Source organism: Pseudooceanicola marinus (genome assembly GCF_002786295.1).
Classification (GTDB): Bacteria; Pseudomonadota; Alphaproteobacteria; order Rhodobacterales; family Rhodobacteraceae; genus Pseudooceanicola; species Pseudooceanicola marinus.
In genome coordinates this window covers 59912-77782 of record NZ_PGTC01000018.1, presented here as the reverse complement: position 1 = coordinate 77782, position 17871 = coordinate 59912, and the positions used below count along the sequence as shown (strand labels likewise).

At 65.9% G+C, this 17871-nt stretch carries 20 protein-coding genes and 1 tRNA gene; 8 read left to right on the top strand and 13 right to left on the bottom strand.

Annotation, left to right across the window (positions count from 1 at the left end; translation table 11 throughout):
• Positions 1 to 19: 19 nt before the first annotated feature.
• From CVM50_RS14400 to CVM50_RS14370, 7 genes are all read right to left on the bottom strand, one after another.
• A tRNA-Pro gene (locus tag CVM50_RS14400) sits at positions 20 to 96 on the bottom strand.
• A gap of 103 nt (positions 97 to 199) precedes the next feature.
• Entirely contained in the window at positions 200 to 1000 is an 801-nt protein-coding gene (locus CVM50_RS14395; protein ID WP_085888107.1) for a MerR family transcriptional regulator, read from the bottom strand.
• Positions 1001 to 1011: 11 nt separating this feature from the next.
• On the bottom strand, positions 1012 to 1317 hold the full coding sequence (gene ihfA / locus CVM50_RS14390; RefSeq protein WP_085888105.1) for an integration host factor subunit alpha: 306 nt from the start codon (positions 1315 to 1317) through the stop codon (positions 1012 to 1014).
• A gap of 111 nt (positions 1318 to 1428) precedes the next feature.
• On the bottom strand, positions 1429 to 2403 hold the full coding sequence (locus tag CVM50_RS14385) for a beta-ketoacyl-ACP synthase III (protein ID WP_085888103.1): 975 nt from the start codon (positions 2401 to 2403) through the stop codon (positions 1429 to 1431).
• Positions 2400 to 3524: a phosphate acyltransferase PlsX gene (plsX, locus tag CVM50_RS14380; protein ID WP_085888102.1), complete on the bottom strand. Its 1125-nt coding sequence runs from the start codon at positions 3522 to 3524 to the stop codon at positions 2400 to 2402. The genes CVM50_RS14385 and plsX overlap by 4 nt, the downstream gene beginning before the upstream one ends.
• A 30-nt stretch (positions 3525 to 3554) precedes the next feature.
• Complete coding sequence (rpmF, locus tag CVM50_RS14375; protein ID WP_085888100.1) at positions 3555 to 3761, bottom strand: 50S ribosomal protein L32; 207 nt, start codon at positions 3759 to 3761, stop codon at positions 3555 to 3557.
• 224 nt (positions 3762 to 3985) lie between these two features.
• On the bottom strand, positions 3986 to 4561 hold the full coding sequence (locus CVM50_RS14370) for a YceD family protein (RefSeq protein ID WP_085888098.1): 576 nt from the start codon (positions 4559 to 4561) through the stop codon (positions 3986 to 3988).
• A gap of 86 nt (positions 4562 to 4647) precedes the next feature.
• Between CVM50_RS14370 and CVM50_RS14365 the strand changes: the two genes are divergently transcribed.
• Together CVM50_RS14365 and CVM50_RS14360 are read left to right on the top strand one after the other, a co-directional pair.
• Complete coding sequence (locus CVM50_RS14365; protein WP_085888097.1) at positions 4648 to 5109, top strand: outer membrane protein assembly factor BamE; 462 nt, start codon at positions 4648 to 4650, stop codon at positions 5107 to 5109.
• A gap of 189 nt (positions 5110 to 5298) precedes the next feature.
• Positions 5299 to 6033, top strand: coding sequence for a GNAT family N-acetyltransferase (locus CVM50_RS14360; protein ID WP_085888096.1), 735 nt, complete (start codon positions 5299 to 5301; stop codon positions 6031 to 6033).
• A 26-nt stretch (positions 6034 to 6059) separates the two neighbouring features.
• On the opposite strand, the gene CVM50_RS14355 is transcribed toward CVM50_RS14360, so the two are convergent.
• On the bottom strand, positions 6060 to 6692 hold the full coding sequence (locus tag CVM50_RS14355; RefSeq protein ID WP_085888094.1) for a trimeric intracellular cation channel family protein: 633 nt from the start codon (positions 6690 to 6692) through the stop codon (positions 6060 to 6062).
• A 324-nt stretch (positions 6693 to 7016) separates the two neighbouring features.
• Between CVM50_RS14355 and CVM50_RS14350 the strand changes: the two genes are divergently transcribed.
• Together CVM50_RS14350 and CVM50_RS14345 are read left to right on the top strand one after the other, a co-directional pair.
• Positions 7017 to 8114: a tRNA-dihydrouridine synthase gene (locus tag CVM50_RS14350; RefSeq protein ID WP_157792193.1), complete on the top strand. Its 1098-nt coding sequence runs from the start codon at positions 7017 to 7019 to the stop codon at positions 8112 to 8114.
• A gap of 191 nt (positions 8115 to 8305) precedes the next feature.
• Positions 8306 to 10138, top strand: a complete 1833-nt coding sequence (locus CVM50_RS14345) for an ABC-F family ATP-binding cassette domain-containing protein (protein ID WP_085888091.1) — start codon at positions 8306 to 8308, stop codon at positions 10136 to 10138.
• A 19-nt stretch (positions 10139 to 10157) separates the two neighbouring features.
• Here the strand turns inward: CVM50_RS14345 and CVM50_RS14340 are convergent, their stop codons facing one another.
• Entirely contained in the window at positions 10158 to 10610 is a 453-nt protein-coding gene (locus tag CVM50_RS14340) for a GNAT family N-acetyltransferase (RefSeq protein ID WP_085888090.1), read from the bottom strand.
• Positions 10607 to 11689 carry an AbrB family transcriptional regulator gene (locus CVM50_RS14335; protein WP_085888088.1) on the bottom strand — a complete coding sequence of 361 codons (1083 nt, stop codon included), beginning with the start codon at positions 11687 to 11689 and terminating at the stop codon, positions 10607 to 10609. The genes CVM50_RS14340 and CVM50_RS14335 overlap by 4 nt, the downstream gene beginning before the upstream one ends.
• Before the next feature lie 288 nt (positions 11690 to 11977).
• On the opposite strand from CVM50_RS14335, the gene CVM50_RS14330 reads away from it, so the two are divergent.
• Positions 11978 to 12430: a DoxX-like family protein gene (locus CVM50_RS14330; protein WP_157792192.1), complete on the top strand. Its 453-nt coding sequence runs from the start codon at positions 11978 to 11980 to the stop codon at positions 12428 to 12430.
• Positions 12431 to 12433: 3 nt separating this feature from the next.
• Complete coding sequence (locus CVM50_RS14325; protein ID WP_085888085.1) at positions 12434 to 12718, top strand: DUF2269 family protein; 285 nt, start codon at positions 12434 to 12436, stop codon at positions 12716 to 12718.
• Positions 12719 to 12985: 267 nt separating this feature from the next.
• Here the strand turns inward: CVM50_RS14325 and CVM50_RS14320 are convergent, their stop codons facing one another.
• Positions 12986 to 13483 carry a MarR family winged helix-turn-helix transcriptional regulator gene (locus tag CVM50_RS14320; protein ID WP_085888083.1) on the bottom strand — a complete coding sequence of 166 codons (498 nt, stop codon included), beginning with the start codon at positions 13481 to 13483 and terminating at the stop codon, positions 12986 to 12988.
• A gap of 83 nt (positions 13484 to 13566) precedes the next feature.
• On the opposite strand from CVM50_RS14320, the gene CVM50_RS14315 reads away from it, so the two are divergent.
• The gene (locus tag CVM50_RS14315) at positions 13567 to 14457 is read left to right on the top strand and encodes an EamA family transporter (protein WP_085888081.1); all 891 of its coding nucleotides are present in this window, start codon (positions 13567 to 13569) and stop codon (positions 14455 to 14457) included.
• A 288-nt stretch (positions 14458 to 14745) separates the two neighbouring features.
• Here the strand turns inward: CVM50_RS14315 and CVM50_RS14310 are convergent, their stop codons facing one another.
• Complete coding sequence (locus CVM50_RS14310) at positions 14746 to 15684, bottom strand: alpha/beta hydrolase family protein (RefSeq protein ID WP_085888079.1); 939 nt, start codon at positions 15682 to 15684, stop codon at positions 14746 to 14748.
• Positions 15685 to 15723: 39 nt separating this feature from the next.
• Positions 15724 to 16482, bottom strand: a complete 759-nt coding sequence (locus CVM50_RS14305; protein ID WP_085888077.1) for an SDR family oxidoreductase — start codon at positions 16480 to 16482, stop codon at positions 15724 to 15726.
• A 97-nt stretch (positions 16483 to 16579) separates the two neighbouring features.
• Between CVM50_RS14305 and CVM50_RS14300 the strand changes: the two genes are divergently transcribed.
• Positions 16580 to 17491: an AraC family transcriptional regulator gene (locus tag CVM50_RS14300; RefSeq protein WP_085888075.1), complete on the top strand. Its 912-nt coding sequence runs from the start codon at positions 16580 to 16582 to the stop codon at positions 17489 to 17491.
• The last annotated feature ends 380 nt before the right edge of the window (positions 17492 to 17871 follow it).

The following is a 17871-nucleotide window of genomic DNA, read 5'->3' as shown; positions in this document are numbered from 1 at the left end:
GATTGGTATCGGGGATATTTGGTCGGGCTAGCAGGACTCGAACCTGCGACCTTCCGTCCCCCAGACGGACGCGCTACCAGGCTGCGCTATAGCCCGACGGTTCGCGCTTTCTATCCGATCTGAGGCTGGGGGCAAGGGGTTTTTCACGCCTTTGCCCGCAAAAATTCGGGCGCCTTTTCAAGGGCCGCCCGGGCCGGTCTCAGCGCAGCGCGACGAGGTCCTGTGCCAGTGCCAGGGCGCGCGCGGCCGTGGCCGGGGGCAGGGGGCTGCGACGGGCGAGGAGGTACGACAGGACACCGGATTCGGGCGCGAAGGCGTCGTCTTCGGGGTCGTCCGGCACGGTGACCGGTGCAGGCGCGGCGGTTGCCGCCACCGGCGCGGCGGTGGTTTCCTCGACCTCGGGCGCCTCCTGCGCGTCCAGGTCGGAGAAGAGATTACGACCCTCGCCCTCGTCCTGACTGTCCGACTCGGCTGCGACGTCCGGCGTCTGTGCCAAGTCGGGCGCCCGGGACGCCTCGGCCGCGACGTCGGACGTCATCGTTGCGTGACCGGGAAGCGGATCCGCGGGGGCGTCCTCTGTCGAGGCAGCCGCCACGTCGGTGGCGGTGGCGGCGGGGCCGCTTTCGCTGCCGTCGGGCGGCGTCATGGCATCGGGGCCGGATTCGGGCGGGGCGCTGCGCGGCTTCAGCTGTACGATCTCCGCTTCCAGCGGCACGGCCAGATCATCCAGCGGCGGCGACATGGTGGCGACATGGGCCGTGCCGCGATCCCGCAGCAGCTTCTGCACACCCTTGATGGTCATGCCCTCTTCGTGAAGCAACCGCTTGATCCCGCCCAGCAATTCCATGTCGGAAGGGCGGTAGTACCGGCGCCCGCCGGCGCGTTTCACCGGGCGCACCTGGGTGAACTTGCTTTCCCAGAAGCGCAGGACATGCGCGGGCGTGCCGAGCCACTCGGCCACCTCGGAAATGGTGCGGAAGGCATCTGCGGACTTGGGCATCTATATGCCCCTCAGCTGCCCTTGTTGCCGGCGGCGACGCGATCTTTCATCAGATGCGAGGGCCGGAAGGTCAGCACGCGGCGCGGGTTGATCGGCACTTCCTGACCGGTCTTGGGGTTGCGCCCCACCCGTGCAGCCTTTTCACGGACCGAGAAGGTCCCGAAGGAGGAGATCTTGACCTGTTCGCCGTCGACCAGCGCGTCGGACATGTGATTGAGAACAGACTCCACCAGCTGCGCGGAGTCATTGCGCGACAGGCCGACCTCGCGGAAGACGGCTTCGCTCAGGTCCATTCTGGTCAGGGTCTTTTCACTCATCACCGATCCCTCTCTGGTTGGCTCAGCATAGGCACCGCGCAATTTCCGAGTCAACATCAATGGTCTGATAGCAAAGGAGAATGCGGCTTTGCAGCGGGGGCTGCCGGGCTATTACCAGCGGATGACGACCGATCCCCAGGCCAGCCCGCCGCCGATGGCCTCGGCCACCAGGACCTGGCCGGGCGTGATCTTGCCCTCGGCGACGCCCACCGACAGGGCCAGGGGGATCGACGCGGCGGAGGTGTTGCCGTGATCCTGAACGGTCACGATCACCTGGTCCATCGGCACGCCCATCTTCTTGGCCGTGCCCTGGATGATGCGGATATTGGCCTGGTGCGGCACGATCCAGTCGACGTCCTCGGCGCTCAGTTGGGCCTTTTCCAGCGAAGCCTCGGCGGTCGCCGCGAGCTTGCCCACGGCCTGACGGAAGAGCGGGTTGCCCTGCATCCGCAGCTTTCCCGCCACGCCGGAGGTGGACACGCCACCGTCGACGTAGAGCATCTCGCGATAGCGTCCGTCGGAGTTCAGGTCGCAGGCCAGGATGCCACGATCCTGCGACGAGCCAGAGCCGGTGCGCGCCTCCAGCACCAGGGCGCCGGCACCATCGCCGAACAGCACGCAGGTGGACCGGTCGGTCCAGTCCATGATACGCGAGAAGGTCTCGGCGCCGATCACCAGGACCCGCTGCGCCTGGCCCGACAGGATCATCCCGTTGGCATTGGCCAGCGCGAAGATGAAACCGGCGCAGACGGCCTGCACGTCGTAGCCAAACCCACGGGTCATGCCGAGACCTTCCTGCACCATCGTCGCGACGGAGGGGAAAGTCAGGTCGGGGGTCGAGGTGGCAACGATCACGCAGTCGATGTCGTCGGCGGAAAGCTCTGCGTTGAGAAGGGCTTGCTCGGCGGCCTTGATCGCCATCTGCGAGGTGGTTTCCCCCTCGGCGGCGAAGTGACGGCGCTCGATGCCCGAGCGGGTGCGAATCCATTCGTCGGTGGTGTCGAGGGTCTTTTCGAACTCGGCGTTTGGCACGATGCGTTCGGGAAGATAATGTCCGACGCCGGTTGCTACTGCGCGAATAGTCATTCGGTCTCCGTCCCTCGTTCCGCGGCATCCTGAGCCAGCGAAACGGCGGATGCAACCCGTGCCGCGATCTTCTCCTGAAAACCGCTGGCCGCCAGCTGATAGGCCAGTTTCACGGCGGCGGAAACCCCCATGGCATCGGCCGAGCCATGGCTTTTCACCACCGGCCCGTTCAGCCCGAGGAAGACACCGCCGTTGACGCGGCGCGGGTCGATACGTTTCTGCAGGCGCCGCAGCGAAGTCAGGGCCAGCACGGCGGCAAAGCGTGACAGGGGCGAATACTTGAAGGCTTCCTTCAGCAGGTCGCCGATCAGCGAGGCGGTGCCTTCGCCGGTCTTCAGCGCCACGTTGCCGGTGAAGCCGTCGGTGACGATCACGTCGCAACGGTCGCCGGGAATGTCACCGCCCTCGACGAAGCCGACATATTCGAAGTTCGCCTGTTCGGCCGCTTCGCTGATCAGCTCATGCGCGACCTTCAGCTCCGGCCGGCCCTTGTGTTCCTCGGTGCCCACGTTCAGCAGGCCGATGCGGGGGCGGGCCAGGTTCATGCCGTTGCGCGCATAGGAGGCCCCCATGAGCGCATACTGCAGCAGGTCCTTCTCATCGGCGCGGATATCCGCGCCGACGTCCAGCATCACGTTGAAGCCCTGCGGGTTGCGCGAGGGCCAGAGCACGGCGATGGCCGGGCGGTTCACCCCCGGCAACTTGCGCAGGCGCATCATCGACAGCGCCATCAGCGCGCCGGTGTTGCCGCAGGACACGCAGACCTCGGCCTCGCCGTCGCGCACCGCGTCCAGCGCCGACCACATCGAGGTCGACTTGCCGTGGCGGACCACCTGGCTGGGCTTGTCGTGCATGGTCACGACGTCGCTGGCATCGCGCACGGTGACGCGGCCCGCCAAGCCACGCTTGCGCGCGATCAGGCGGTCCAGCTCGTCCTTGGGGCCGTGCAGGATGAAATCGATGTCCGGGTTCTTCCGCGCCGAACGCGAAATGCCGGCAACAACAGTTGCCGGCCCGCGGTCGCCGCCCATGGCGTCGACGGAAAGAACGACGCGGCGCGCGGCCGCTTCGCCGGGAAGGGACTCGTTCCTGTCCTGATCTGACGGATGAGACGCAGACATTTAGGACAGATGCTCCCCGGCATTCACGGCTTATGCCGCGTCTTCGTCCAGATCGATCTCGTCGGCCAGCGCGACAACTTCGCGCTCGGCGTAGTGGCCGCAGGAGGGGCAGACGTGGTGGGGGCGTTTCAGCTCACCGCAGTTGCCGCACTCGTTGGGGTTCGCAGCCGTCAGAGCGTCGTGCGCACGACGGTTGTTGCGGCGCGACTTGGAGACTTTGTTCTGTTGGACAGCCATGTCACAACCTATCGTATTCGGGGGCCAAAGCATGAAACCCGGCCCGGTTTCTCGTGGATGCGAGGCTCTTAGTCGGACAGGCCCGTCGCATTCAACCCAAAATTCGGATGGAAGCGCGAAAATACTGCGAAAAAGATCCCTTGCAAGCGATTCTTTGGGGCTGGGCCGGACTGCGCAGGGGCAAGCCGGGCCAATGAGGACTGGCGCGGCGCCCGCGCCGGTTCTCAGCTCTTGCTTCCGTCCGAGTCATCGCCGTCGTTGCGGCGGGCGGCCAGCAGGTCGGCGAGGCCCGCGAGGGGCTTGGTGTCCTCGTCGGTCATCGCCGTCTTGCCAGGTTCGGTGAATTCCTGCTGATCCATCTCGGCCCCGTCGGCGCGCGGGTAAAGGGGCAGGGACAGCGCCAGCGCCTCGGCCATGACGGCGGCCGGGTCGATGTGGCTGCCCAGCTTCTCCAGCGTTTCATCTTCGGGCATCTCGACCTCTTCAGACTCGGCGCTGGTCTCATCGGGAAGATGCGGGGTGAAACGGCGCGTCACGTCTTCCTCGATCCGCGTGGTCACGGGGGCGAGGGTGACCGAGCAGGGCTGGACGACGGTGGCGCCCAGATGGCCGGTCAGCAGCCAGTCGCGTTTGCCGGCGGGGCGGATCTCACCCTTGAAGACGACCTTGCGCAGGGCCTTCAGATCCAGCATCTCGGCCAGCCCGGTCAGCTCTGCGGCCTCGGGCGTCAGAGAGAAAGGGGTCGGCGCGGTCTTGGGCAGGGCGGACACCCGCAGCGCGGTGGCGGAGGTTTCGGTCATGGGGGCCTTTCGTGCTTTCTTGCACCAGTGTAACTCGTTATGTAGGCGAGGTAGAAGCCTGTGCACTGGAAAACAAGAGGGGCAAGATGGCGGGGATCGGCAAGAAGGCAAGCGCAATTGTCATGGCTGTGGCCATGTTGGGGATTGCCGGCTGTACGGCACAGTATCGAAACCACGGCTACATGCCGGACGAAGAGATCCTGTCGCAGATCACCGTTGGCGTGGATACGCGCGACACCGTTCTGGAGACCTTGGGCGCCCCGACGACCTCCGGCGTTCTGGAGCAGGGCGACTTTTACTATATCCGCACCCGGATGGAGCAATATGCCTGGAAACGCCCCCAGCCGGTGGAGCGCACGGTCATGGCCGTCAGCTTCGACCAGCGGGACGTGGTCAGCAACATCGAGACCTTCGGCCTGGAAGAGGGCCGGGTGGTGACCCTGGAAAGCCGCGTCACCAGTTCCTCGACCGCCGACAAGACGTTTGTCCGTCAGCTTCTGGGCAACCTGGGCCGGTTCAACGCGGCCTCGGTCCTGGGCGGCGAGTAAACGCGCCCGGGCGATCGGCGCCCCGAAAACAGTTTTGTGCAAAGGCCCGGTGCGTGACAGACGCGCCGGGCCTTTCGCGTTTTGCCCGTCAGCCTTTCGCCGTCGGCCCTTGCGCCTGTCACGATGCGGTCACATCTGTCATGCTAGGCGGAGCGGAACCTGATCCGCTCCGCCGACGGAGAGCCTGATATGCTGTCGCTGAAGAAGGGGCGCTATGCCGCCCGCCTGGCCGAGACCCCCGCAGACATTCTTGCCGCGCAGCGGCTGCGCGCGCTGACCTTCCTCGGCGATGCCGACCGGTTCGACGCCGACGACTTCGATTCGATCTGTGCCCACATCCTGGTCGAGGACACGCGCAACGGTGCCCTGGTCTGCTGTTTCCGCATGCTGCCCCTGGCTGCCGGGCGCGAGATCGGGCGCAGCTATTCCGCGCAGTACTACGAGTTGTCGAGCCTGGAGAGCTTCGAGGGGCCGATGGTCGAGATGGGGCGGTTCTGCATCCATCCCGACTATCGCGATCCAGACATCCTGCGTGTGGCCTGGGGGGCGATGACCGCCTACGTGGATCGCAACGGGGTGGAGATGCTGTTCGGCTGTTCGTCCTTCAAGGGCACCGATGCCGAGGCCTATCTGGATGCCTTCGCCATGCTGAAGGAAAAGCACCTGGCGCCGAAGCGGTTCCTGCCGCGGGTGAAGGCGCCCAAGGTCTTCCGCTTTGCCCAGAAGCTGCGGCGCAAGCCCGATGCGAAACGCGCCATGCTGGGCATGCCGCCGCTGCTGCGCACCTATCTGTTGATGGGGGGCTGGGTGTCGGACCATGCGGTGGTCGATCCCAAGATGAACACGCTGCACGTCTTCACCGGGCTGGAGATCAAGGCCATCCCCCCGGCGCGCAAGCGCCTGCTGCGCGCCACGGCCGGATAGGTCCTCGCCCTTCCGCCTCCGCCCGTTCAGGGATAGTCGCGGCCCTTGCGGGACCGGAACCCGGGCAGGGTGAGGTTGCGCAGCAGCGCCGCCCCGCGCAGCGCGAAGACAAGGGCAAAACCTGTCGCGGCAGCGGCCAGGCGGCTTTCCCCGGCGGCGGCGATGAGGACCGTGGCACTGGCGCCCAGGGCGGCGGCGGTCACGTAGATTTCCCGCCGAAGGATGATCGAGGGTTCCTGTCCCAGCGTGTCGCGCAGGATCCCCCCGACGGTGCCGGAAAAGACCCCCATGATGACCGCGACCAGCCCCGCGACGCCCTGGTCCAGCGCCTTCAGCGTTCCGGCGATGGCGGCAAAGCCCAGCCCGAAACAGTCGAGCCAGAGGATCAGCACCATCCGCGACTGGACCAGGTGCGCGGTGAAATGCAGCACCACGGCAATGCCCAGGCATAGGGCCAGCGGAAATGGGTTCTCGATCCAGAAGACGGGCACGTCCAGCAGCAGGTCCCGCAGGGTGCCGCCGCCAACACCGGTGATCGCGGCGAACCACATGAAGCCGAAGACATCCAGTTCCTTGCGCGAGGCGACCAGCGCCCCGGTGGTGGCAAAGACCAGCGTCGCCAGCGCGTCGGCGGCAAAGAGCAGGGGATGGTCGATCATAGGACAGGTCCACGCGGTGACGAAAGGGGCGGTCGGCCTGCCAGACGTGCCACGGGGGCGGGGCGTGCCGCAACACATCACTGCGCGCAGGACGGGGCGCAGGGCAGTTCGGCCCACCTTCGGATCGGGGCAGGGATGCCTGCGCGGACCGGGGGCAGACCGCTTAACTGCACAGTTTTCGATCAAATGCCGCCCGCCACAGGGCTGTTTTGCCCAGGCAGGACAGCGTTTCCCGGACCATTGTTGACTAAATGGTAAAAAATTGAGTTCCTGATGCCAATACTCAGGCCCGACCACAAGGGCCAGCCACAACAGGGGTGTGCCATGACTGTCTCGCTTAAAACCACCTTCACGGGTCTCGACTTCGTCAATCCTTTCATCCTTGCCTCGGCCCCGCCGACCGAAAGCAAGCGCAAGATCATGAAGGCCTTCGAGGCCGGCTGGGGGGGCGTGGTCACCAAGACGATCGGCCTGCACCCGGTGGAAAACGTCGCCGGACCGAAAACCATCTACCAGCGCGCCAGCGAGGAGAAGCCCTATGTCTCGCGGATGAAGCGGCCCGACACCGTGTCGCATTCCTCCTGGAACTGGGAACTGATCTCGGACCAGCCGCTGGAACAGTGGCTGCCGGACCTGAAGGAGATCAAGGAGGCCTACCCGGACCGCATGGTCATCGCCTCGATCATGGCCGGTGCCGACGGCGAGGAAGAGATGCAGAACTGGCGCAAGCTGGCCCGGGCCGTGGTCGATGTCGGCTGCGACGGGATCGAGCTGAACATGTCCTGCCCCCACATGGACCGCAAGGACATGGGCGCCCATATCGCCAATGACGAGGACATCATCCGTTCCGTCCTGGCGGCCGTCACCGACGAGGTCGACGTGCCGATCTGGGTGAAGCTGACGCCGGCGACCTCGACCCTGGTCGATGCGGCGGGTGCCGCGTACGAGGCCGGCGCCTCGGCGATCTCGCTGTGCAACACCTTCCCCTCGCTGCCGCTGATGGATCCCGAAACCCACAAGTTCGAGGTCGAGGTCGATGGCTACGTCACCTCCGGCGGTCTGGGTGGGCTGGCGATCCTGCACCAGGCACTGCAGCGCGTCTCCGACATCTCCCGCGCCTACCCGGATCAGTCGATTTCCGGCATCGGGGGCATCAAGGGCTTCCGCGAGGCCTTCAACTTCATCGCCCATGGCGCCGGCAACCTGCAGGTCTGCACCGCCGCGATGGAGGAAAAGGGCAGCGGCGGCGTCGGCGTGCAGCTGATCAAGGAGCTGTGCGACGACCTGGCGGCCTACATGGAAAGCAAGGGCTACACCTCGATCGAGGATTTCCGCGGCATCGCCCGGGAACGCATCGTCGAGCATTCCAAGATCCGCCGGAAGAGCGAGGACTACAACGGCGGCTTCATGAAATCGGCCTGATCGGCGGACTGCGGGGCGGGCAGCGGCCCGCCCTGCTCGCTGGGACATCCTGACGAGGGCGTCGCAGCCCCACCTTCGGGTGGGCGTTGCGGCGCCCTCGACCTTTCTGGGCGGTCCCATGGCCCGCGGCGCTGCCGCCCGCCCTGCCATCCCAGCTTGACGCCGCCGCGGCGCCTGATTAGCTGCGCGCCATGGCACAGGCACCCCTTCTCCAACTCACCTCGATCTCCCTGACCTTCGGCGGCGATCCGGTTTTCGACGATCTTTCCCTTTCCGTGCAGCCCGGTGACCGGGTGGCCCTGGTGGGGCGCAACGGGTCGGGCAAATCCACCCTGATGAAGGTCATGGCGGGCCTTGTAGAGGCGGACAAGGGCGAGGTCGTCCTCAGCCCGGGTACCACCGTGGGCTACATGGAGCAGGAGCCGGATATGTCCGGCTTCGCCACCCTGGGCGAATTCGCCATGTCGCGGCTGGACGTGTCGGAACAGTACAAGGTCGAGATCGCGAGCGAGGGGCTGAAGTTCGACCCCGATCGCCCGGTGGAAACCGCCTCGGGCGGCGAGAGGCGCCGCGCCGCGCTGGCCAAGCTGATGGCCGAGGCGCCCGAGCTGATGCTGCTGGATGAGCCGACCAACCACCTCGACATCGAAGCGATCGCCTGGCTGGAAAACGAGCTGAAGCAGACCCGCGCGGCCTTCGTGCTGATCTCTCACGACCGCGCCTTCCTGCGCGCCCTGACCCGCGCCACCCTGTGGATCGACCGCGGGGCCGTGCGGCGTCAGGAGAAGGGGTTCGAGGATTTCGAGGCCTGGCGCGACAAGGTCTGGGAGGAAGAGGACATCGCCCGCCACAAGCTCGATCGCAAGATCAAGGCCGAGGCCCGCTGGGCCGTGGAGGGCATCAGCGCGCGGCGCAAGCGCAACCAGGGCCGGGTGCGCAACCTCCAGGCCCTGCGCGAGGAACGTGGCAACCAGATCCGCCGCAAGGGCACCGCCGCGATGGAGCTGGAGGCCGGGCCCGCCAGCGGCAAGAAAGTGATCGAGGCCAAGGGCCTGGCCAAGGGGTTCGGCGACAAGCGGATCGTGACGAAATTCGACCTGCTGGTGAACCGCGGTGACCGGGTGGCCTTCGTCGGCCCCAACGGGGTGGGCAAGACGACCCTGATCAAGATGCTGATGGGAGAGGTCGCCCCCGACGAGGGCGAGGTGAAGCTGGGCACCAACCTTGTGCCCGCCATCTTCGACCAGAGCCGCGCGGCGCTGGATCCGGAAATGACCCTGTGGGAAAGCCTGACCGGCGACAAGGAAATGCGCGTCTCGGGCGCCGCCGACCAGGTGATGGTGCGCGGCACGCCCAAGCATGTCGTGGGCTACCTTAAGGAGTTCCTGTTTGACGAGGCGCAGGCCCGCGCCAAGGTCAAATCGCTGTCGGGTGGCGAAAAGGCGCGCCTGCTGCTGGCCAAGCTGATGGCCAAGGAATCGAACATTCTGGTTCTCGACGAACCGACCAACGACCTGGATGTCGAAACGCTGGACCTGCTGCAGGAACTGCTGGACGACTACGACGGCACCGTGCTGCTGGTCAGCCACGACCGCGACTTCCTCGACCGGGTGGCCTCGACGACCATCGCGATGGAGGGCAATGGCCGCGCGACCGTCTATGCCGGTGGCTGGACGGACTACCGCGCGCAGCGCGAGGAGCGGCTGGCGGAGCTGGGCGAGGGATCGCCCAAGGCGTCTGCCAAATCCGAGGCACCGAAGGCGGAGGCCGCCAAACCCGCGCCCAAGGCGCAGAAGGCGGGCCTGTCCTTCACCGAGAAGCACCGGCTGGAGGAGCTGCCCTCGGTGATCGAGCGGATCGAGGCGGAGATCGCCAAGCTGGAGGCTTTCCTTGCGCAGCCCGACATGTACCAGAAGGAGCCGGTGAAGTTCCAGAAGGGCACCGAGGCGCTGGCGGAACGGCAGAAAATGCTTGCCGCCGCCGAGGAGGAATGGATGGAACTGGAGGAGAAGGCGGCGGGCTGATCGCGCCCGTGGCCTGCCGTCAGCCCGTCGTCCGGCTCAGCGTGATCCGGGACGACGGCCCAAAGCCCAGCTTTTCGTAGAAGGCGGTGAGGCCCTGTTCGGCCTCCGCCTGCGGCGTGATGACCAGGACCATATCGGTGGCGCCCTGGTCCCTGGCCCAGTCGATGACCGCATGGGCCAGCAGGCGGGCGAGGCCCCGACCCCGGGCGGGCGGCGTGACATAGAGGTCTTCCAGTTCCGCCGACAGCCCGTATTCCACCCCGAATGTCAGCGATCCGGCCGCCAGGGCGATGACCTGGCCGTCTTCCTCGATCAGCCAATGGGCCGCGCGGGGGTCCTCCAGCATGACGGCGAGGTTTGCGGCGACGTCTCTCGCGGGCGTGAGGATGGCATCCTCGCGGAAAAGGTCCAGGTAGAGCGGAAGCAGCGCGGCGGCATCGGCTCCCGTGGCGCGGCGCAGCTCGGTCTTCATGCCTTTGGATCGCGGGCCGTGTTGAACCAGCCGCGCTTGGTCACCCAGCTCAGCTGCACCACGGTCAGGATGATGCGGTAGAGGTGGTGCAGGGTCACCACCGCCGGGCTGGCGTTCAGCGACAGCGCCACCAGTGCCATTTCCGTGACGCCCCCCGGCGCGAAGGAAATGAAAAGCACATCGAGGTCCAGTCCGGTCAGCGGCGCCACGGCGAAGGACATGCTCAGGCCGATGGCCAGCATGGAAGTGACCGACAGCGCCGACAGCCAGGTGGCGCGCAGCAGCCGCGCCCACTCCACGCCGATGAACCGGGTGCCCAGCGAGGTGCCGATCACCACCTGACAGCCTGAGACGACCCATTGCGGCGCCTCGATCACCGCCAGCCCCGAGAGCGTCAGGATAGCGGCGCAGATCATCGGGCCGATCAGCTGCGAGGCGGGCAGGTGCAGGCGGCGGAAGACGACAAGCCCGACCAGGGCCGCGCCGAAGACCTCCGGCAGGTGCTCCAGCCCGACGGCGTGGTCGCTGAAGCTGATGCCGGCGGAGGAGCCGACGGGATGGCCATACCACAGCGACAGGGCCACCGGCAGGCCGGCCACCACCACGATGATGCGCAGGAACTGCTGCACCGCCAGGATGCGCACATCGGCCCCGGCCTGTTCGCCCGCGATGATCGAATCGATCAGCCCGCCAGGCGCCCCGGCGTAGAAGGCCGTGGCCTGGTCATAGCCGCCGAGGTGGCGGAAGATGACGAAGTTGACCGCCTGCGTCAGCGGCACGAATAGCGTCAGCGCCAGGATGGAGGCCCAGAGCCGCGGCATGTTGCCCACCACGTCCCAGCTGATCTGTGCCCCGATCGTCGCCCCGATGGTGGCGATGAAGAGCGAACGGAACCCCTCGGGGAAGCGGTAGTCGTGGGGCAGTGCGCGGGGGAAGACAGCGGTCAGGACCCCGACCAGGAAGAGCGAGCCCAGCATGTAGGGCAGGGGCAGATGCGCCAGGTGCGCCAGGTAGCCGCCTGTCAGCCCGATGAGGCAGAGAACGACGACGCGGGCGATTGTCCTGGGAAGATCTTGCAAGGTTCAGCGGGCCGGTGGTCTGGGCGCCGCAGGGCGCCGGGCCAGAGCTTCGGAACGGTCCAAAGAGATGGCCGCCCGGCACCGGGCGCGGGAATGGAAAACGCGCGAAGGAACTGGAGCGGGTAGAGAGCTCCGGTAGAGAGGTTTCTTCACTTGGAATTCAGTCAAGAGGTGTCCCGTAGCTCATAAGGGAGCGGTTTATTGAGATCAATAGGTTGCAGATAAGGTGTCCCACGACGTTCTCACGCAATCCATGCGTTCAAGGGTCGCCCGATGGTGCCCGGCTTCATGCTCCGCTGGTTGGGCAAGGGCGCGGATCTCCTGGGCCATCTGGGCTGGCGCTCGCCACTGAGGACCACCGCACTGCAGGCGCTGGCCGATGGCATTCGGGGGGACCCGACAGCATGGGCGCAGGCGGGCGGCACGCCTTGCCAAAGCCTGGAGCTATCGCTGGCGCAGCTGCACTCAACCCGGCAGGAGAGGCTCTTCGCCCGCGCCTTCCTGCTTCTGCCAATGGCAATCGGGGTGCTGTCGCGGTTGTGGTGCCTCTCGGAACTGATCACGCTGCTGGATCCCGGCCGGGCCATGGCGGGGCTGACCGGGCGTGTGGTGCCGGGCTGGATCGCCCCGCCGGTCGTCACTGGCGGCGCGCTGGCGGATGTCGCCCTTGGGCTGGCGATCCTCTGGCGGCCCTGGGTGATCCGTGCCGCGCTCGGGATGGTGGCGCTGTCGCTGGCCTAGCTTATGGGCAGCCTGGTCGTGGCCGCCGACCTCTGGGCAGATCCGCTGGGGCCGATGGTGAAGGTCCTGCCGGGGCTGACGCTCTATGTCGTCGTTGGCCTGTTCTGGCTGCCGGTGGTCTGGATGCAAATCCGCATGCGCGACCTGGCGCGTCTGGCCGCGGAGGAGGGCGCCCCGCTGCCCACGCAGTATCACTGGCTGTTTCGCAGGTGGTTCGGCTTCGGCTTCCCTGCTTTCGCGGCGGTGCTGGGGATTGTCTGGCTGATGCTGAACACGCCGGTGGTATAAGCAGAGGAAGGAGGTTGGTGTTGCGGTATGTCTGTATTGCAACGCGATAACTGGGGGACCGCTGAGTGCAGGTAGCGGACATGGCACTCGACGGGGGCATGCCTGAGCCCGCTGATGCAACCGGCCCATTGCCGACCTTCAACCAGGCGCGACCGATGTCTGCTCCCACGCCTTTCGCAAAGTGGTCCAGCCCGGTGAACCGGACCTTCAATCCGAGGCGATTGGGCGACCGATAGGCAGACGAAGCGTGCACTCTCTGCGCGTGCGTCAATGTCCGCTATCGCGCTCTCCCGCCGCCATCAGCTTCCGCAAACCGTCGTCCAGCGCGGCGATCTCCTGATCGGACAGCGCAGCCAGCAGTTCGTTCTGTGTCTTCACATGCGCGGCGACAGCCTGGTCGATCAGGTCGAACCCCGTCGTGGTGAGCTTCACCACCGCGCGGCGGGCATCCCCGGGATCCTTGGCCCGCGTAACCAGGCCCTGTTTGATCAGCTGGTCGATGCGATTGGTCATCGTGCCGGAGGTGATCATCATCGAGGCCATCAACTCCCCCGGGGACAAGGCATATGGGGGGCCGGAACGACGCAGCGTCGCCAGCACGTCGAACCCGGCGGCGTTCAGGTCATGCCGGGCGAAGGTCTCGTTCATCCGGCGGGCGTGGTGATGGAACACACGCGAGAGCCGCCCGATCGGGCCCATTGCGCTGACATCCAGGTCAGGCCGCGCCTGCCGCCATTGTTCAAGTATCTGATCCACTGCATCCATATTGGCCTTCTAGGCAGAAGGTATCTTGACGTCAAGATATGTGGAAATTATCTCGACATCAAGATAATTTAGAGGAACCTCCCATGTCCCGCTCTCTTGACCTGCTTCTGGCGGCGCTTGCGCCGATGATCTGGGGCAGCACCTATATCGTCACGACACAGTTGCTGCCGGACGGCTACCCGATGACTGCGGCGGTGCTGCGCGCATTGCCCGCAGGCTTGCTCCTGCTGCTCCTGACCCGCCAACTCCCGCGCGGGGTATGGGTGATCCGGTCCTTCGTGCTCGGCGCCCTCAATTTCTCGATATTTTGGTGGCTGCTGTTTGTCGCTGCCTACCAACTACCCGGCGGCGTCGCGGCGACGGTTGGCGCCATCCAGCCGCTGATCGTGCTTTACCTGTCGAAATGGCTCTTGGGGCAGAGCACCCCGCCGGCTGCGGTGACCGCAGGGGTCACCGGCCTTCTTGGTGTGGCGCTCCTGGTCCTGACACCTGGCGCTGCGCTGGATGGCCTGGGCGTTCTCGCGGCTCTTGGTGGCGCGGTTTCCATGGCCTTCGGCACCGTGCTGACGCGGAAATGGCAGCCGCCGGTCCCTGCACTCACCTTCACATCTTGGCAGCTTACCGCCGGTGGTGTGCTGCTGTTGCCCGTGGCGCTTTTTGCGGAACCTGCGTTGCCGCCGCTTGATCTGAAGACGGTGCTTGGGTTCCTCTATCTGAGCCTGATTGGCGGGGCTTTCACTTACTTCTTCTGGTTCCGCGGGATTGCCCGGCTTGGCCCTGCGGCCGTGGCGCCACTGGGCTTCCTCAGTCCCATAGCCGCGACACTGCTCGGGCTGATCCTTCTGGGCGAAACATTGAGCCTCCTTCAGAGCAGCGGCATGGTTCTGGTCCTGGTGAGCGTCTGGCTCGGGCAGCACGCGCTCCGCAATGGCGCTCCGAAGGCGCCCATGCCCGGGCACAGCCCAGCGAGGTAGCGCAACGTCGGATGCGCCCAGAGGCCCGAGGCAAAGCCTCGGGCCGTCTCGTTGAAGCGGACAGTGCCGGACCTTGCTGCACCGATCAAAGTGTGCTCGGAGCGACGCTGAGGCGGGGCGCTCTCTCTCGCCCCTAGGTGCCGTAACTTGCGGCCCAGTCCGGTCGTTCGCGAGGTGCAGCTTTGAGGCGGGGCGGCTTCTCCAAGCCAGACATCGGCGGCATTGTGCAGCATGATCGTGCAGGCCAAGTTTGGCAGAGCGGGACGAAGCTGCCTTTGACGGTCACCTCTATCTTGATGTGATCTCCGCAATTGATGCCGCGCTTTTCTTGAGTGCGGACCGGCTTTGCATCCAAGCGGCAGGGTCTATTGCAAATGTGCTCCTCAACCAGGCTAGCGTGAGCCGCCGCGTGGCCTCCAGCGCGTCTGGGTCTTCTGCTTCGGTTTCGCGCGCGTCCCACCCTGCGATACCGCCCAGGCCATGGCCGACGCCGTTGATCGTCAGCAGAGCCTCGGCGCCGGCGGCGTCGTGGTACGGATCGGCATGCCAGTCGGGACCGCGCGGCGTGAAATGCGGGTCGTCATCGGCTCCGCAAACCACGAGCGTCGGGGTGCTGATGCCGCTAAAGTCCACATCGAAGAACGGAAAGCGTGTGGCGTTTTCCGGGGTCAGGTCCGCACCGCCACGGCCCGGAGAGGCCAGCAGGATGCCGGCACGGATCCGCGGATCGGAAAAGTCCTCCCCCTGCAGGCGCGCGCCAAGCAACAGGCTGCAGGGGAACCCGCCAAAGGAATGCCCGGCCACCGCGATCCGCTCATGATCAAGCCGCCCTGCCACTGCCGGGGCCTGCCGCTCGACCTCGGTCAGTTGGTCGAGGATGGCGCGTATTTCCGCCACCCTCTCGCGCCAGAAGAAGGGCCCGCCGGGCAAATCCGGGTCGCGCCCGCCGACCCGTGAGCTGGCGTGGGTGGGCTGGATAACGGCCACACCCCGTTCGGCCCAGAACTGCGCAAGCGGGGCATAGCCGTCCTTGGAGGGGATGTAGTTGGAGGGGCCGAAGCCATGCGACAGGATCACGATAGGCAGGTTCGACCCGACGGCCGGGGCCGTCAGGCGCAGCTCAAGCGGCTGGCGGCCAGGCATGGGCAGCCGGATCGGGGTATAAGCGACGGTGATCTCTGGCTCTGGTGTCGGCAGTGCGCGGGAGAGAGAAATAAGTCTGTTCATGGGAGTTTCCGTTCGAGAGGGAGATCAGCATCGGACGCGTCACGCTGTGCCAAGGCGGGCTTCGCGGAACCAGGTCTCTGCGTCCGCGCCTGCAGGCAGCTTCATCGGCGCCGTCTCGTCCGTGACGGCCCGCCAGACAGCCTGCGCGACATCCTGCGGCTCGGTCTTCTCGGCCGCGGACTGGAGGCTCTGGAAATAGGCCTGCACGAAAGGGCCATAGACCTCGGGCACATCCATGCCCATCCGCGCCACTGCATTGCGTCCGAAGGATGTCGAGGGTGCGCTGCCGGGCAGGACCAACCGGGCACTTATGCCGAATTCAGCGGCCTCAAGCGCGAAGCTTTCGGTGAAGGCATTCAGGGCGGCCTTACTGGCGCTGTAGATCGACAGGGCAGGCAATGGGCGCAGCGTCACGCTGGAACTGACGTTGACAATGACGCCAGCGCGGCGCGCGCGCATGGCGGGCATCACGGCGCGGGTCATGGCCATGGCGCCCAGCACATTGGTTTCAAACAGCTCACGGGCCCGGGCGATGTCGGCACCTTCCAGCACATTGAGCATGCCGACACCGGCGTTGTTTACCAGCGCATCGATCTGGCCCGCCTCGTCAATCGCAGTCGCAATACTTTCGGGGTCGGTGACATCCAGGGACAGCACCTGCAGACGGTCGGACTCATGCAGCCCTTCGACGGAGGGAGTGCGCATCGTGGCGACGACGTCCCAGCCCTGATCGAGGAACTGCGCGGCGATAGCCTGACCGAAACCGGAGGAACAACCCGTAATGAGGATGCGGGGCATTTGAGGTCTCCTTGTCTTGTGTGACAGAGAGATAGACGGCAAAGTTCGGCCTTGATATACAGAAAAATCCATAATCATCCATAGATCGTCCGAATAGATGCTCGATAGCTCCTTGGATCCTCTTTCCAGAATCGTCACCCTGCTGAAGCCTGCGGTCTCCGTCTCCAAGATGGTCGAAGCTGGCGGCCAGTGGCTGGTGGAGCGTCACGACATGGTCAGCCCTTTTTACTGTGCGATGGTCGAAGGGCAGTGCAGGCTGCACGTCACCGGGCGCGATCCGGTCACGCTGAGGGCTGGTGATTTCGTGCTGATCCCCCACCTGCAGGGCTTTACCATGTCCAGCGAGGTGCCCCCGCCGCCTCACGTGCCCCGCCTGCCGCTTGAAACCGGTCCCGGGCAGTTCCGGCTTGGCGCGACTGAGGCCCCGGTCGATGTGCGCGCCCTCGTCGGGCATTGCAGCTTTGACACGCCGGCCAGGAGCCTCCTCGTGTCACTGCTGCCGGAGATGATCCATGTCTCTGATCAGGACCGCCTGACGGCCCTTGTGCCCATGATCCACGAGGAAACCCGCGCCGACCGTCCAGGGCGCGGATTGATCCTCGAGCGATTGCTGGAGGTCCTTCTAATCGAGGCCCTGCGGTCTGATCAGGCGACGACCCTGCCGCCCGGGCTGCTGCGCGGCCTGTCGGATCCGCAGCTGTCCGGTGCACTGCAACGTATCCACGCCGAGACGGGCGGCCCACTCTCCGTTTCACAAATGGCGAAGGCGGCGGGCATGTCGCGCTCCGGCTTTTTCGAACGATTCCGCAGGCAGGTTGGCCGCGCGCCGATGGAATACGCCACCGAGTGGCGCATGGCCGTGGCCAAGACCTTGCTGCGGGCGGGCGGGCTGACCAATGCCGAGATCGCTCAGAGGGTCGGTTACGGGTCCGCCAGCGCCTTCGGACTGGCCTTTGTCCGTCACGAGGGCCTGTCGCCCGGAGCGTTCGCGAACAAGGTCAGGCGTTAAGCTGGTTACGGACCCCCTGCGTCTGTCACCAGTCCTTGGGCAACGTCGAATTTGGTCTCGGAACGGCAATGCGGCGCTGCGGGGGGGGGCACAGGTCCGTCAGGTGCGCCGTCAATTCCGGCCCATTGCGGCCCTTCGTGATAGGCGCAGCGAATGTCCTGACCCAGCCCATCGTGTCGGAAATTGGCGCGATACCAGGCCTGCCACGACTGGCAGCTTGGGGCTGACTGCAGCCGGTTGGACCTGAGTCAGTGCTGCGATGCTACGGATGCAAGGCGAGAGCTTCTGCCTCTGTAGGGCGATCACAGATCGAGAAGCCCCCGCCGTCCCTACGCCACGTCGCGCATAAAATGACCGCCGCCCTTTAGGGGCGGCGGCTG